Here is a 15,392-nt window from a genome sequence, read left to right as displayed (position 1 = left end):
AATGTTAAAATATTTGATAAAGAAATTATACATTTACATTTTAACTTTCTTTTTTGCAGTTACAATTGATTGGTTAATCCCCAGGTTTATGCCTGGGGACCCTATTGGAGTATTAGTTTCACGTTTTACAGGATTGCCAGAATCCGCAAAGGTAATGTACAGTTATTTAACTAAAGCATTTGGACTTCAATTACCTTTGTGGAAACAATATATTAACTTTTGGATAGCTATATTTAAAGGAGATTTGGGAATAAGTATCTACTTATATCCAAAACCTGTTTTGTCAATTATTGCGCAATCTGTACCATATACTTTAATTGTATTATTACCGGCAATTTTATTAAGTTGGACAGTAGGAAACTATATAGGAGCAATTTCGGCGAGACATAAAAGTTTAGATTCTAGCATGTTACCTATTTTTTATATTATAACTTCCATTCCCTATATGTGGTTAGGAATTCTTTTAGCATGGGCATTAGGTATTGTATTTGGAATTTTTCCTATAGCTGGGGCCTACAGTTTTAGTATGAGACCTAATTGGTCATGGCAGTTTGTAGTAGATTTTTTAAGACACTGGATATTACCTTTCCTGTCTCTCTTTATAGTGCAAATTGGTGGTTGGGCGATAGGTATGAGAAATTTAATAATATATGAACTTGAGGCTAATTATTCAAGATATTTAGAAGCTTTAGGAGCATCAGAAGGGCTTATTAGGCGATATGCCTTTAAAAATGCTATACTTCCACAGATTACAGGTTTAGCCTTACAATTAGGTACAATCGTAGCAGGGTCTATAGCAACAGAAGTGGTATTTGCCTATCCGGGAATGGGATATATCCTATTACAAGGTATTTTAAATCAAGATTATTTTTTAGTACAAGGAGTCTTTTTGTTTATAATCATAGGGGTATTACTTGCGAATTTCTTAGTTGATATACTCTACATGATTGTTGATCCAAGAATTAGACTAGGACTTGGAGGAGAAAATGTATGAAAGAGTTTATATATTTTGCATTTAAAAATACGAAATTTAAGATAGGCTTAACAATATTACTATTTTTTCTGATATTGTCTATAATTGGACCTTATATTTCTCACTATAAAGATCCATTAGAGTATGTCAGTATGAGCAATCTTCCTCCAAGCAGAGAAAACTGGTTAGGGACAACAACCTTTGGGCAAGATGTCTTTACCCAGTTTGTATACGGACTCAGGTCGACATTTTTTATTGGGTTATTTGGAGGAGGACTTGCCACAATAATAGGGCTTTTAATTGGTTTTATAGCAGGATACAAAGGCGGATTATTAGACGACCTTTTAATGATGTTGACGAACATATTAATAGTAATACCCACATTAGCTTTACTCATAATCATAGCAGCCTATTTACCCTATAGAGGAATAGGGATACAAAGCGTGATAATAGGTTTGACAGCATGGCCATGGACAGCAAGAGCTGTACGCGCCCAAACACTTTCTTTAAGGTCGAGAGAGTTTGTGAATTTAGCTAAAATAACAGCATTGAGACCATTAAAAATAGTTTTAGAAGAAATAGCGCCAAACATGATGTCTTATGTAGTAATGGTATTCATATTGCAGTTTGCGGGAGCAATATTAGCAGCAGTAGGATTGGATTTTATAGGATTGGGACCAACAAAGGGAATTTCATTAGGTTTGATGTTGCAGTACTCAACATTATGGAATGCTATTCAATTGGGAATATGGTGGTGGTTTATTCCTCCGGGGTTGGCAATAACGATGATAGTAAGTTCGCTGTACTTTCTCAATATAGGCCTTGATGAGATATTCAATCCAAGGCTTAGGGAGGAGTGACCAATTTGGTAGAGATAAAGGGTTTAAAAATATATTATAAAACTTTGCGCGGAGACGCTAAAGCATTAGACGACGTGACTTTTACGATAAATGACAGAGAAATACTGGGGATAGCTGGTGAATCAGGATGTGGCAAGTCGACCCTGGGGAATTCCTTGATTCTTTTAAAGCCACCAATGAAATATGTCTCTGGTGAGGTTAGACTAAATGGCGAGAGATTACCGATTGACAATACTGTTGAGATGAGGAAATATCGCTATAAAAAAATTTCTCTTATACCCCAGTATGCTATGGATGCTTTAAATCCAACTCGTAAAATAGGGGGAATAATAAAGGATTTGGTTGGTCAGCATAGGGTAAAATACGAGGAGATAGAAGGAAGGCTACATGAAAGGCTTAGAATGGTTAAATTATCTAAAGATATCCTTAATATGTACCCTTTTGAGCTATCAGGTGGGATGAAACAAAGGTTAGTATTGGTAATATCAACTTTATTAAATCCAGACCTTTTAATAGCAGATGAAGTCACATCAGCCCTTGATGTATCTTCTCAGAAAGCAGTCTCACTGATGTTTAAAGAGTTTAGAGATAGGGAGATAGTAAATTCAATTATATTTATTACTCATGATATAGCAGTTTTATACCAAATAGCGGATAGGATAGTTATAATGTATGCAGGGAAAGTGGTGGAAATTGGTCCGACAGAAGAAATAATGGCGAATCCTTTGCATCCCTATACAAAAGCTCTGATTAAATCATTGCCTAATGCAGGAATACGTCATACAAAAGAAAAATTAGAGGGTATTCCTGGTCATCCTCCCAATCTTATAAATCCTCCAGCAGGATGTAGATTTAGAGATAGGTGTCCTCTTGCAGATGAAAACTGTTTAGAAGAGCCACCACTTGCAGAAATTAATAAAGGCCGATATGTGGCTTGTTGGAAGGTGAAGGATTTATGATCAAAGCAAAGGATCTTACAAAGGTTTTTAATTCAGGGTTTTTGCTTAGTAAAAACATAATAACAGCAGTAGATGAAGTAAATTTTGAAATAGGCAGGGGAGAAATTTTAGCTTTAGTAGGTGAAAGTGGCAGTGGAAAGTCTACAATAGGTAAAATGATGTTAAAATTGCTAAAACCAAGTGGTGGCCAAATTTTACTTGAGGATAAGGATATCTTTAGCATATCAAATAACAAGGAGTTTTACTCAAGAGTTCAAGGAATTTTTCAAGACCCATATTCCTCTTTTAATCCTATATTTAAAGTAAATAGAATATTTAGATTGGTGAGGCAATCTTTTAAAAAAGAAATTTCTATATCTGAATGGAATGATAGAGTAGAAGAAGTATTAAAAAAGGTTGGATTGAATGCTAGAGATGTATTAAACAAGTATATACATCAATTGAGTGGAGGACAGCTTCAAAGATTATTAATAGCAAGAGCGTTACTGATGGATGTAGAGGTATTAGTAGCAGATGAAATTACCAGTATGTTAGATGCTTCAACCCGAGTAGATGTATTAGAGGCTTTGCTGAGCTTGAAGGAGATAGGCGCTTCTATACTCTTTATTACTCACGACCTTTCACAGGCTTATTATATAAGTGATAAGATAGTAGTTTTGTACAAGGGCTCTGTTGTAGAGTCGGGGTCTATAGAAAAAGTGTTTTCCAATCCAATGCATCCTTATACTAGAATGCTTTTAGATTCTATACCGCAATTAGATAGAAAATGGGAAGAGGACAGGATAAGCGTTGAGGATTTTGATAAGTCCCGCGCAGCCTGGAAAGAAGGGCTGTGTAAGTATATAGATAGATGCTCATTGGCAGATGTAAATTGTATGAGGCCTAAACTTAAGTTAGTGGAAGAAGACCATTATGTAGCTTGTGTAAAAATATAAAAAGGTGATTTTTATGGAGAAGAGAATTTCACTGAATGGAACTTGGCATTTTAGAGAGGCAAATGCTAGCGAGTGGTATGAAGGAGAAGTTCCAGGATGTGTTCAGCTGGATTTAATGAAATTAGGGGAACTAAATGACCCTTATTACAGAATGAATGAAATAGAATTTCACAAGCTTGAAGACAAGGAATGGGTTTACAAAAAAGAATTTACATTAAGCACAGAGTATTTAAATGAATATGACGCAGTGAAGTTGGTATTTGAAGGAGTGGATACTTTTGCAGATGTATACTTAAACGACGTGTATCTCGGTAAAACGCAAAACATGTTCATACCTTATGAATTTGACATAAACGGCGTAATAAGAGAAGGGATAAATATTTTAGAGGTTTATTTCAAATCTATAACAAAAACTGTAAAGTTGATGGAAAAGGTGAGTCCTGTCAAACTGGAATGGTCGGGGGACAGTGGAAGGCCTTATGTGAGGAAAGCCCAGTATTTATTTGGATGGGACTGGGGACCAAGAATTGTACAGGTTGGTCTTTGGAGAGGTGTATATATAAGATTAGTAAAAAACGCAGAAATTAAGAATCCATACTTTTATACGGAAAAAATTGAAAATGATAAGGCTTATGTTGTAGTAAGCGCAGATATTGAAAGATATGTACGTGGTGATTTTGAGGCGGAAGTAGAGCTTATTGAAAAAGATATATCTGTTATCAAAACAAGAACTAAAGTTGAAAAGGACAGAATAGACCTGAGGATAAAAGTAGACAATCCTAAATTATGGTATCCCAATGGTTTAGGGGACCAGCATCTTTATGAAATAAAAATAAGGCTTTTCTCAGATGAAGAAATAATAGATGAAAAAAGTTTTAGAAGCGGAATAAGAACGATTAGATTGATAAGGGAAAAAGATGAAGAAGGGGAAAGCTTCATTTTTGAAATAAACGGTGTAAGAGTCTTTGCAAAAGGAGCCAACTGGATACCAGCTGATAATTTATTGCCAAGGCTTAGCAAAGAAGGTTATTACGAATATATAAGACTTGCAAAAGAGGCAAATATGAACATGCTGAGAATATGGGGAGGAGGGATATACGAAGATAAGGCATTTTACGAAGCATGCGATGAGATGGGCATAATGGTATGGCAGGACTTCATGTATGCCTGTGCGGAGTACCCTGACCAATTTGAATGGTTTCAAAAATTAGCAGAAGAAGAAGCAGAGAAAGTCATATTAAGTCTTAGAAATCATCCTTCCATTGTATTGTGGTGTGGGAATAATGAAAATAATTGGGGATTTCATTCATGGTGGAATAAGGGAGACCCAAAATATCTGGGCAATTACATTTATAAAGAAATATTACCTAAAGTGTGTGTAAAATTGGATCTGTCAAGGCCTTATTGGGTATCGAGTCCTTATGGAGGAGAAGACCCAAATAGTGAAACTGAAGGAGATAGGCATCAGTGGAGTGTATGGAGTGGCTGGGTAGACTATGAAGAGTATAGGAAAGACAATGGAAGGTTTATAAGTGAATTTGGTTTTCAGGCAATGCCTGACTGGAAGACGGTTTTATCTTATACGGCGCCAGAAGATAGAAAGATATTAAGCCCAGTCATGATTTCTCACAATAAAATGGTTGAGGGAATGGAAAGACTGATAAGATTTATGGTAGGGCGATTGGGATTTCCGAAGGACCTTAAGAGCTTTGTCTATTTGAGTCAATTCAATCAAGCAGAGGCTATAAAGACAGGAGTTGAGCATTGGAGGTCCAGGAAGTTTAAAACAGCAGGTACTCTTTACTGGCAGCTTAATGACTGTTGGCCTGTAGCAAGTTGGTCTGCAGTAGATTATTACAAGAGAAAAAAGGCTTTGTACTATTATTCAAAAAGATTTTATGCAGAAATTCTACCTTATGTAGAAGAGGAAGTTAATGGTGTAACAGTTTATGGAATAAGTGATTTGCCATACGATAAAGAAGTAGAAGTTGTCGTAAAAGTTTTCAAATTAAATGGCGAAGAACTTGCAGAAAAAAAGCTAAAAGCTAGATTAATAGCAAATGATGTTACAAAAATAGCCCATTACAGTTTTGAAGATTTGAATATTGGATATAGAGTAAAAGAAATGCCTATAGCGATCCCAGGGTGTACGCTGCCGGTGGAGAAGAACGGGGAGTTATTGAATAGCGTTGTGTATGTAGAAATAATCACTGATGATACGGTTTATGAGAATTATAAAGTATTTGGCAAATTCAGAGATCTGGATTTAGCAAAGCCAAAAATCGATTATGAAGTAAGGGAGAATAAAATAATTTTAAGAACAGATGTTCCTGCTTTTGGAGTATTTATAGAAACGGAGGATGATATGGAGTTGTCAGATAATTGTTTAAATATGATGCCAGATAAAAAATATGAGGTAAGTTATTCAGGTAAGTTAAAAGAGATTAAAATTTTTGACATTACTCAGTTAATAGCAAATATATAAAAATTGTACCAAAAATCATTAAAGAATAGGAGTGATAGAATTGGTAAAATTTCCAAAAGATTTTACTTGGGGAGTAGCTACGTCATCATACCAAATAGAAGGAGCAGTAAATGAAGATGGAAGAACTCCTTCTATATGGGATACATTTTCCAAGACAGAAGGGAAAACATATCAAGGCCATACAGGAGATGTAGCTTGTGATCACTACCACAGATATAAAGAAGACGTAGAGATAATGAAAGAAATAGGAGTTAAAGCCTATAGATTTTCCATAGCATGGCCAAGAATTTTCCCTGAAGAAGGAAAGTATAATCCAAAAGGGATGGATTTTTACAAGCGACTGGTAGATGAGCTTTTAAAAAGAGATATAATGCCGGTAGCGACAATTTATCATTGGGATTTGCCTCAATGGGCGTATGAAAAGAACGGAGGATGGCTAAATAGAGAGAGTGTGAAATGGTATGTAGAATATGCATCAAAGCTTTTTGAGAAATTAGGGGATGTGATACCTTTATGGATAACCCATAACGAGCCTTGGTGTTCATCAATATTAAGCTATGGGATAGGGGAGCATGCGCCAGGCCATAAGGATTGGAGAGAGGCCTTGATAGCAGCTCATCATATATCGCTTTCTCACGGAGAGGCCGTAAAAGTATTTAGGGACATGAATCTGAAAGGGGCGCAAATAGGTATAACGTTAAATCTGACACCTGCATATCCTGCAAGTGAAAAAGAAGAAGACAAATTAGCAGCCCAATATGCTGACGGATTTGCTAACAGATGGTTTTTAGATCCAATATTCAAAGGAAATTATCCAGAGGATATGATGGAATTATATAGTAAAATAATTGGAGAATTTGACTTTATAAAAGAAGGAGATTTAGAGACTATAAGTGTTCCGATAGATTTTCTTGGAGTCAATTATTATACAAGAAGTATTGTAAAATACAACGAAGATTCCATGCTAAAGGCAGAGAATGTACCGGGTCTAGGTAAGAGGACGGAGATGGGATGGGAGATAAGCCCAGAGCCTTTGTATGACCTTTTAAAAAGGATAGATAGAGAATATACAAAACTGCCTATGTATATCACAGAGAATGGAGCAGCATTTAAAGATGAAGTAACAGAGGATGGACGAGTGCATGATTATGAAAGAATAGAATACATAAAAGAACATCTGAAGGCAATAGCAAGATTTATAGAAGAGGGCGGCAATTTGAAAGGATACTTTGTATGGTCTTTGTTAGATAATTTTGAATGGGCACATGGATATTCAAAGAGATTTGGAATAGTTTATGTGGATTATGAGACGCAAAAGAGAATACTAAAAGATAGTGCATGGTGGTATAAAGAGGTAATAAAAAGAGAGAGGATTGAGTAGCAATACTTTAATCTAAGTTATAGTAACTAGTTACTATAACTTAGATATAGACTGTAGACAAACTATTTTAAGGTCTCTGTTTTTTATGCGCAAGGTGCATTGCGGAAGTATCTTAGTGTGTCTTTGCGAAGTTTTGGAAAAGCAGCTTCCCATGAGCAGTCTTAAAAGATATACTAAATTGAAAGATTTATCTTAAACTCAAAAAAAGAATCGCTTGTAATGAAAGGAAGAAAGCGATTTTGGAAGTTGTTCAAAACGTGCAAATAGATACGACTTAGCTACGTGAACCTGCACCAAAGCATAAAAGCAGTAGGCCTGTTTGTAATATAATGGTTGGTCAACAAACTGAATCTAAGTTGTAGTATTTTTTAAATAAAAATATTGCGATAATTTCAAAGAAATTATTTTAATAAATACAAAATTAATAATTTTTAAACTGATAAAATTTAATTACCTTTGCTTTTCATGGGTTTTCCTCCATTTCGCTATTGGATTTAGCTTTCTATATAAAATTCGACAAAAGTGGAGGAATTCCTTTAAAAATATATAGCAGAATCCCTTAATTTGTCAGGATTTTGGGATTCTGCAAAAACCTAAAAAATCCAAAAATAAAAAGGGGTGATTATTTAATGAGAACCAGTAAAAAAATTATGGGGGTTTTATTAGTTATAGTAATGGTGTTGAGTGTGTTTAGTGTTAGTCCTCAAAATGGGTATGCAAGCACAATAGCTGTAGGAGTTGGAAGCTATACTGATGTTCTTCCAGCTGGACAAGTTGGTCCACAATCGACAGTTTATAAAACACCTAATTTAACAGGTGGTATACCAACAAATAGCTGGGAAAGTTCGATTCTTTGGACACAATATTCAGAGCCTATGTATTCACATCCTTTATCAGTTAAATTTTCAGCAAATGGATTAGAATTAGGTACCCCGATGAAAAGTGGAGAGGGAGCAGGCGGATATACTAGGAGATTTGTTTTGTGGCAGCATAGAGTTGACATGACAATAAAAAATTCCAATTATAGTAGTTACACAGATGCACGCGCGGATAAGATTACTGATTGGTCATTTGACGGTGTTTTGACAAGCGGGTCAGCAAATGCTTTAAAAGCAACCATAACAAAAGGTAGCCCCTATATCTATTTTGATTTTCCAACAGGAAACCCTCAAATAGTATTTCCTACTGTTCCTACGGTCTTCTATGGTAACAGTAGTAGTCAGTATTTAGGTATAACAATAAATGGAGTAAGCTATGGATTATTTGCACCGGCAGGAGCAACGTGGAGTGGTATTGGTACAACAACTCTGACGTGCAATTTGCCAAGTGGTAAGACATATTTTTCAATTGCGGTTCTACCCGACAATACAACTTCTACATTAAGTTATTTTAAGGACAGAGCTTATGCATTTATTACAAACACTCAAGTATCCTGGTCATATGTTCCAAATACAAGCGAAGTTACAACAACATTCACAATTACAACAACAGCAAAAGAAGGTTCGAATTTAGATACAATAATTTGCCTCTATCCTCATCAGTGGCGAAATAATTCATTATCATATTTGCCATATACCTATAATACCGTTAGAGGGCTAATGAAGACAATATCAGGAACAAGCTTCACAACCAAATACAAATATTACGGTATATTACCTACTATGCCGCTAAATGGTTCTGATTCAACTACCCTGAATTACTTACTAAATAGTGAGTCAATTACTATTTCGTCATCAGACACTTATTGGAATGGAAAAGAACAGAATAGAGTTTCCTCTATTGTCCAGCTTGCCAAGATGAATAACAGTACAACAGTTTTGAATAATGCTATCTCTACATTGAAAAACAATCTACAAGATTGGTTTACTTATAGTGGCACATCAGATTCCAGATATTTCTATTATAATTACACGTGGGGAACATTGATTGGTTATCCACCAAGCTATGGCACAAATGATCAAATAAATGATCATCACTTCCATTATGGATATTTCATAAATGCAGCAGCACAAATAGCTTTAGTGGATAAAAATTGGGCAGCTCAGAGTCAATGGGGTGGTATGGTAAACCTGCTTATAAAAGATATTGCAAATTGGGAAAGAACAGATACCAGATTTCCATTCTTAAGATATTTTGATCCATATGAGGGACATTCATGGGCAAGTGGTCATGCGAACTTTGTAGATGGAAATAATCAAGAATCGTTTTCTGAAGCAATGAATTCATGGCAGGCAATAATTTTATGGGGAACAGTAACTGGTCAAACAGCAATCCGCGATTTGGGAATATACCTGTATACAACTGAAGCAGAAGCTATGTATAATTATGTGTTTGATCTATATAATGATGTGATAGATCATAGTGGAGTATATAATTGGCACTATGCATCACTCATCTGGGGTGGAAAATATTGCGCAGAAATTTGGTGGGATGCAGGCTCAACAGCTAACTTTGCAGCGCAAAGCAGGGGTATTGAGCTTTTGCCGATGACTGGTGGATCTTTTTACCTTGCAAAGGACAAAAATTATGTTCAAAGCTACTACAATGAAATGTTAACACAAGCTGGAACAACAGAACCACCATGTTGGCAGGATATATGGTATATGTATTTGGCACTTTCTAATCCTTCTTTAGCGTTGAGCAAATGGAATAGTTCAATAGCGAATGAAACAGGCCAATCAAAAGCATTTACCTATGTATGGTTGAATGCATTAAATACCTTAGGAGTTCCTGACATGACAGTAACAGCAAATACTCCATTATATCAGGTATTTAATAGAAATGGGACAAAGACATATGTCGTATATAATTCATCTGATAGCTCAATCACAGTTAATTTTTCAGATGGAGCTGCTGTGACTGTTGCGCCAAATACTTTGGCAGTAAGCAACGGCGGCAACAATTTAACTAATCTTGCTTTAAATAAACCAGCAACTGCCTCCTCTATTGAGAATTCAAATTATTTAGCATCATATGCATTTGATGGTAATCAGTCTACGCGATGGTCCTCTGCATTTTCAGATCCCCAATGGATTGCAGTCGACTTAGGTACAGTATATACAGTATCACGTGTAAAACTTTACTGGGAAGCAGCATATGCAAAATCATTCCAGATTCAAGTATCAACAGACAATACTAATTGGACGACAGTATATTCAACTACAAGTGGTACTGGTGGCGTCAATGATATAACGTTTACGCCGGTAAACACACGATATGTAAGAATGTATGGTACTGAGCGTGGTACTCCATATGGCTATTCATTATGGGAATTTGAAGTATATGGAACAACAGGTGGTAGTACCGTTTATTTGCCTCAAACAACATGGTTTTTATTTAATCAAACAACAAGTGGCGTAACACCTGGTGGCGAGAACTTGCAAACAACTAATAGTTATGTTACAGGATGGCAACCTACGGCAACTATCACTACAACGCCAAAGCATTGGTATTCATCAGTTATAAATGGGACATATAAAGCAGGAACATGGCAGTTTATGTTGTGGACAAATAGTCCTGGTTCTTCATCGCAGGTTAAAGTGGAAATGTATCGTGTTAATGATGATGGAAGCAATTCAACACTTATTGGTTCACAAACAATTGATATTAATACAACAGGCACAGGCAATCACCAGACTGTTTTTAACATTACATCAAATGTAGACATTATATTTAATAATCAAAGAATTCGAATTTCAATTGTAAAAGTGGATGGAGTTGATACTACGATGGCTTATAATACAAATGATTTTCCAACAAGATTAATAACTCCATGAAGATTTTTAAAAAGTACATTTTATTTAAGTTGTAAAAAAGATTTTATAGCATTAGTCATAATATTTAGAATAGTTTAACATATAATATTTACCTAAATTAAAAAAGAATTTTAGATTTAAGCATAAAAAAATAATAGGAGAAGAAGAGATGATTATAATTTAATTCTTCTCCTTATTTATCTCTTCTTTAATGAAACTAGTCCCATTATTATAAGTGAGATGATAACTATGCTTCCACCAGGTGATAAATTTAAATAGAAAGAGATAAATATCCCCGAAAATACAGAGATAAATGAAAAGAGTATTGCATAAAACACTGTCTGTTTAAAGCTTTTGGCGATTCTTAAACTTGCGGCAGCCGGTATTACCATTAGGGCTGAGACTAAAAGCGCACCTACAATTCTCATGGCGAGAGCAACCGTTAAAGCTACTAGTATTGTAAAGAAGAAATTGATATAGCTTACGGGTATCCCTGAAATTTTTGCGGCTTCTTCATCGAAGGTGATGTACAATAACTCTTTGTACAGCAGCATAATTGATGCCACTACAACGATACCGAGAGTTGAAATCAAAAGGACGTCAGTGTTTGTTACAGACACAATACTTCCAAACAGATAATTCATTATGTTGGCTGCACCACCACGGGATAAACTCAAAAGAATTATGGCAATTGCCATTCCTGCAGACATTACTATGGCTATTGATATTTCTGAATACCTGAAATATGTTTTCCTCAGTCTTTCTATTCCAAAAGATGCTAAAAGTACTACAATTATGGAACCTAATGTAGGATTTATTCCAAGTAAAATACCTGCTGCCACTCCTGCTAAAGCAACGTGAGAAAGAGTGTCTCCTATTTGTGAAAGCCGTCTGAGGACAAGAAAGCTACCTGTTAAAGGTGCAATTATTGAAATAATGCTTCCGGCTATAAATGCTCTTCTCATAAATTCATAGGAAAAAATATCAATCATTTTTAACACTCCCATTGTGATGATGTTTTGCTATTTTTACTGGATATCCATATACTTCAGCTAATTCTCCTGCTGTAAGGTCGACGGCTTCACATTTTTCGTTGATTTTACCTTCACTCATGCATATTATCCTTGACACCCTGTTGGTAATTGCCCAAACGTCATGGGTTACCATTACTATAGTTATACCTTTTTCTTTGTTCAGCTTTTCTAGGATAGCGTACAAAGCCTTTTCAGACTTTGTATCAATTCCTGTTGTAGGCTCATCCAAAAAAAGTATTTCTGGTTTTGCAACTAAAGAGCGAGCTATGAAGACCCTTTGTAGTTGTCCTCCCGATAGTCTTCCTATTAAACTGTGCTTATAATCGAGCATGTCTACAATTCTTAAAGCTTCATATACTTCTTCCCAATCTTTTTTAGAAAGTCTTTTAAATATTCCTTTCTTTGCGTATAATCCCATTGATACTACTTCTTCTACACTGGCAGGAAAAGAGGCATTGAAGGAATAAGACTTTTGGGGTACATAACTTATAAAAGACCTATTTTTTATTTTTTCCAAATTTACTCCATCGTATAAAACTTCACCTGTAGTAGGTGTAAGGTTTCCCACCATTATATTGATTAAAGTGCTCTTCCCAGAACCATTTGGTCCAATGATTGCGACAAATTCACTTTTGTTTATTTTTAGTGAAACATTTGTAAGTACTTGTTTAGTATCATAAGCAAAATTTACGTTTTTAACTTCAATTTGTTTCATTTTTATCTACTCCAATGCTTTTTTTAGTTTTCCTAAATTATCTTTCATTAAAGAAAGAAAATCAGCTTTTCTATCAATGTCTTCTTGGGATAATGTACCTATTGTATTAAGTTTTAAAAGTGTAGCACCACTTTCCTGAGCAATTGCTTCCATTGGTTTTGCTGCTGAGAGACTTTCTGCAAATACATATTTTATGCTTTCTTTTTTGATTAAATCTACCAGTTCACTCATTCTAGCAGGGCTTGGTTCTGCTTCATCACTCATACCTACTAAAGATTCTTGATTTAGCTCATAATCGCGAGCAACATAAGCAAAAGCACTGTGGAAAACTACAAAAGTTTTAAGCCTTGCTTTTGATAATTCATCTGAATATTGCTTATCAAGGTTTTCTAATTGTGCTTTTAAATTTTGATAATTTTTTTCAAAGTAATCTTTGTTTGAGGGGTCAATCTTTTGTAGAGCCTCATTTATGTTTTTGATTATGATTAAGGCTTCTTTTGGAGAAAGCCATGGATGGGGATTTATTGTATTACCTTTTTTAATAGGTTCTATTCCTTTTGATACTTCATAAAATTGTGTATTTGGGGCAGAGGCTTTTACTTTATTGATCCATGGTTCCTCCATTGTCATTCCTAAGTACAAAATGGCATTTGCTTTTGTTATTTTAGCCATTTCTTTTGCACTAGGTTCCCAGCCATGAGGGCTTACATTAAAAGGAATTATATTTTTTACTACCACTTTGTCTCCAGCGATTTTAGAAGTTAAATCATAAATCGGATAAAAAGAAGCGTATACTAATGGTTTTGATGCTTCTGAAGTTTTTGAGCTACAAGCTGTTAAATTTAATACTAATACAATAATTAAAAAAGTGGTGATTGCTACTTTTTTCATGTATTCCTTAACCTCCCGATATTGATTATTCATTTAATGCTCTTTTTAAATTTTCAAGATTTTGTTTCACTAGTGAAATATAATCTTCTTTTTTCTTTACATCTTCTTTTGTAAGGCCTTCAATTGTATTAAGATTTAAGATTTGTATTCCTGTTTCTTTTGCTATAGTCTGTATAGGCTTTGGAGAAGTCAAGGGTTCTGTGAAAATGTATTTTATCTTTTCACTTTTTATAAGATTTATAATTTCTGTCATTCGAGCAGGGCTTACCTCTGCTTCTTCATCTGAACCTACTAATGCTTCTTGCTTTAAGCCATAGTCTCTTGCTAAATAATCAAAAGCACTGTGGTATACAATAAAGGTTTTGTGCTTTGTCTGTGAAAGAGTCTCAGTGTACTCTTTATCAAGAGTCTCTAATATAGTTTTTAAAGTTTGATAATTTTTTTCAAAATAATCTTTATCATTAGGGAAACTTTTTTGCAAAGCCTCATTTATGTTTTTAGCCATTGTCAAGGCTTCTTTTGGCGAAAGCCATATGTGAGGATTTGTTTGATTACCTTCAACAATTGGGGTTACGCCTTTTGATACTTCATAAAATGTTACATTTGGAGCATTGGTTTTTATTTTGTCAATCCAGGAGTCCATTCCCAAACCTAAGTAAAGGATAGTTTTTGCCTTTGTCATCTCAGCCACGTCTTTTGTGGTAGGCTCCCAATCGTGGGGTTCGACTCCTGGCGGTATTATAGTTCTTACTGTTATTTTTTCACCACCAATTTTTGATGCAAGGTCATAAATTGGATAAAAAGATGCGTACACTACTGGTTTTGAAGATTCTACTGTTTTTGTGCCACAAGAGGTTATACCTAAAATTAAAGCCATGATAAGCAGTATAGCGATTAAAGTTTTTTTCATAAATATTACCTCCTATAGTTAGTTTTTATTGTTTCTGCAATTTCTGCAATAACCAACGATTTCTATTTTGTGGTCTACAACTTCAAAATCTTTTATCTGGTTTATCCAAAGTTCGAGAGGGCATATGTCTAGTTCAAAGATTTTGCCGCATTTCAAACATCTCATGGTATGATTGTGTATTTCTTTTCGCATTACATACATAATATTATTGCCAATTGTCGTTTCATTTAAAATATTTATATCTTTCAAAAGGCTTAAAGTGCGATAAACTGTGTCAATGCTTACTTGAGGGAATACTTCTTTTACTCTTTCATAGACTTCTCTCACAGAGAGATATCCCTGTTGATTTAACATGATATCTAGTATTAACTCCCTTTGAGGAGTTAATTTGTAATTGTGTTCTTTTAATTTTTTCATTGCCTCTTGCTTATGCATTTTAATCACAACCCTTTATTAAATAAGAAATCTTTCTTAATTAAGATGATATTACAATT

At 34.8% G+C, this 15,392-nt stretch carries 12 protein-coding genes; 7 read left to right on the top strand and 5 right to left on the bottom strand.

All coding sequences use genetic code 11. From position 1 onward, the window contains the following. Position 1: 1 nt before the first annotated feature. The 7 genes from THYS13_RS08265 to THYS13_RS08235 all read left to right on the top strand — a co-directional run bounded on the left by THYS13_RS08265 (position 2) and on the right by THYS13_RS08235 (position 11,369). Positions 2–994, top strand: a complete 993-nt coding sequence (locus THYS13_RS08265; protein ID WP_042834094.1) for an ABC transporter permease — start codon at positions 2–4, stop codon at positions 992–994. Continuing rightward, positions 991–1,833 (top strand): ABC transporter permease, encoded by an 843-nt coding sequence (locus tag THYS13_RS08260; protein ID WP_042834093.1) that lies wholly within the window; start codon positions 991–993, stop codon positions 1,831–1,833. The genes THYS13_RS08265 and THYS13_RS08260 overlap by 4 nt, the downstream gene beginning before the upstream one ends. Continuing rightward, positions 1,830–2,792 (top strand): ABC transporter ATP-binding protein, encoded by a 963-nt coding sequence (locus tag THYS13_RS08255; RefSeq protein WP_235603320.1) that lies wholly within the window; start codon positions 1,830–1,832, stop codon positions 2,790–2,792. Before THYS13_RS08260 ends, THYS13_RS08255 begins: the two co-directional genes overlap by 4 nt. Then, positions 2,789–3,727: an ABC transporter ATP-binding protein gene (locus THYS13_RS08250; RefSeq protein ID WP_042834091.1), complete on the top strand. Its 939-nt coding sequence runs from the start codon at positions 2,789–2,791 to the stop codon at positions 3,725–3,727. The genes THYS13_RS08255 and THYS13_RS08250 overlap by 4 nt, the downstream gene beginning before the upstream one ends. Before the next feature lie 13 nt (positions 3,728–3,740). Then, on the top strand, positions 3,741–6,212 hold the full coding sequence (locus tag THYS13_RS08245) for a sugar-binding domain-containing protein (protein WP_042834090.1): 2,472 nt from the start codon (positions 3,741–3,743) through the stop codon (positions 6,210–6,212). A 40-nt stretch (positions 6,213–6,252) separates the two neighbouring features. Continuing rightward, complete coding sequence (locus THYS13_RS08240) at positions 6,253–7,593, top strand: GH1 family beta-glucosidase (protein ID WP_042834089.1); 1,341 nt, start codon at positions 6,253–6,255, stop codon at positions 7,591–7,593. 629 nt (positions 7,594–8,222) lie between these two features. Then, complete coding sequence (locus THYS13_RS08235) at positions 8,223–11,369, top strand: glycosyl hydrolase (protein ID WP_042834088.1); 3,147 nt, start codon at positions 8,223–8,225, stop codon at positions 11,367–11,369. Between the two features lie 176 nt (positions 11,370–11,545). Here the strand turns inward: THYS13_RS08235 and THYS13_RS08230 are convergent, their stop codons facing one another. From THYS13_RS08230 to THYS13_RS08210, 5 genes are read right to left on the bottom strand one after another with little or no spacing between them, the layout of a single operon-like run. Further along, positions 11,546–12,340, bottom strand: a complete 795-nt coding sequence (locus tag THYS13_RS08230; RefSeq protein ID WP_042834087.1) for a metal ABC transporter permease — start codon at positions 12,338–12,340, stop codon at positions 11,546–11,548. Next, positions 12,333–13,097 carry a metal ABC transporter ATP-binding protein gene (locus THYS13_RS08225; RefSeq protein WP_042834086.1) on the bottom strand — a complete coding sequence of 255 codons (765 nt, stop codon included), beginning with the start codon at positions 13,095–13,097 and terminating at the stop codon, positions 12,333–12,335. The genes THYS13_RS08230 and THYS13_RS08225 overlap by 8 nt, the downstream gene beginning before the upstream one ends. 6 nt (positions 13,098–13,103) lie before the next feature. Further along, positions 13,104–13,988 (bottom strand): metal ABC transporter solute-binding protein, Zn/Mn family, encoded by an 885-nt coding sequence (locus tag THYS13_RS08220; protein WP_042834085.1) that lies wholly within the window; start codon positions 13,986–13,988, stop codon positions 13,104–13,106. A gap of 25 nt (positions 13,989–14,013) precedes the next feature. After that, the gene (locus tag THYS13_RS08215; RefSeq protein ID WP_042834084.1) at positions 14,014–14,898 is read right to left on the bottom strand and encodes a metal ABC transporter substrate-binding protein; all 885 of its coding nucleotides are present in this window, start codon (positions 14,896–14,898) and stop codon (positions 14,014–14,016) included. A gap of 18 nt (positions 14,899–14,916) precedes the next feature. Continuing rightward, the gene (locus tag THYS13_RS08210) at positions 14,917–15,333 is read right to left on the bottom strand and encodes a Fur family transcriptional regulator (RefSeq protein WP_042834083.1); all 417 of its coding nucleotides are present in this window, start codon (positions 15,331–15,333) and stop codon (positions 14,917–14,919) included. Between the last annotated feature and the right edge of the window lie 59 nt (positions 15,334–15,392).

The organism is Thermoanaerobacter sp. YS13, from assembly GCF_000806225.2.
GTDB lineage: Bacteria > Bacillota > Thermoanaerobacteria > Thermoanaerobacterales > Thermoanaerobacteraceae > Thermoanaerobacter > Thermoanaerobacter uzonensis.
Note: the sequence above shows the minus strand (reverse complement) of the source record. Positions and strands in the feature narration are given on the sequence as shown.

Bases quoted from the DNA above. Each gene is read 5' to 3' on its own strand.
- THYS13_RS08265 (WP_042834094.1), top strand. From the start codon at position 2: ATGTTAAAATATTTGATAAAGAAATTATACATTTACATTTTAACTTTC.
- THYS13_RS08260 (WP_042834093.1), top strand. From the start codon at position 991: ATGAAAGAGTTTATATATTTTGCATTTAAAAATACGAAATTTAAGATA.
- THYS13_RS08250 (WP_042834091.1), top strand. From the start codon at position 2,789: ATGATCAAAGCAAAGGATCTTACAAAGGTTTTTAATTCAGGGTTTTTG.
- THYS13_RS08245 (WP_042834090.1), top strand. From the start codon at position 3,741: ATGGAGAAGAGAATTTCACTGAATGGAACTTGGCATTTTAGAGAGGCA.
- THYS13_RS08235 (WP_042834088.1), top strand. From the start codon at position 8,223: ATGAGAACCAGTAAAAAAATTATGGGGGTTTTATTAGTTATAGTAATG.
- THYS13_RS08230 (WP_042834087.1), bottom strand. From the start codon at position 12,340: ATGATTGATATTTTTTCCTATGAATTTATGAGAAGAGCATTTATAGCC.
- THYS13_RS08225 (WP_042834086.1), bottom strand. From the start codon at position 13,097: ATGAAACAAATTGAAGTTAAAAACGTAAATTTTGCTTATGATACTAAA.
- THYS13_RS08220 (WP_042834085.1), bottom strand. From the start codon at position 13,988: ATGAAAAAAGTAGCAATCACCACTTTTTTAATTATTGTATTAGTATTA.
- THYS13_RS08215 (WP_042834084.1), bottom strand. From the start codon at position 14,898: ATGAAAAAAACTTTAATCGCTATACTGCTTATCATGGCTTTAATTTTA.
- THYS13_RS08210 (WP_042834083.1), bottom strand. From the start codon at position 15,333: ATGCATAAGCAAGAGGCAATGAAAAAATTAAAAGAACACAATTACAAA.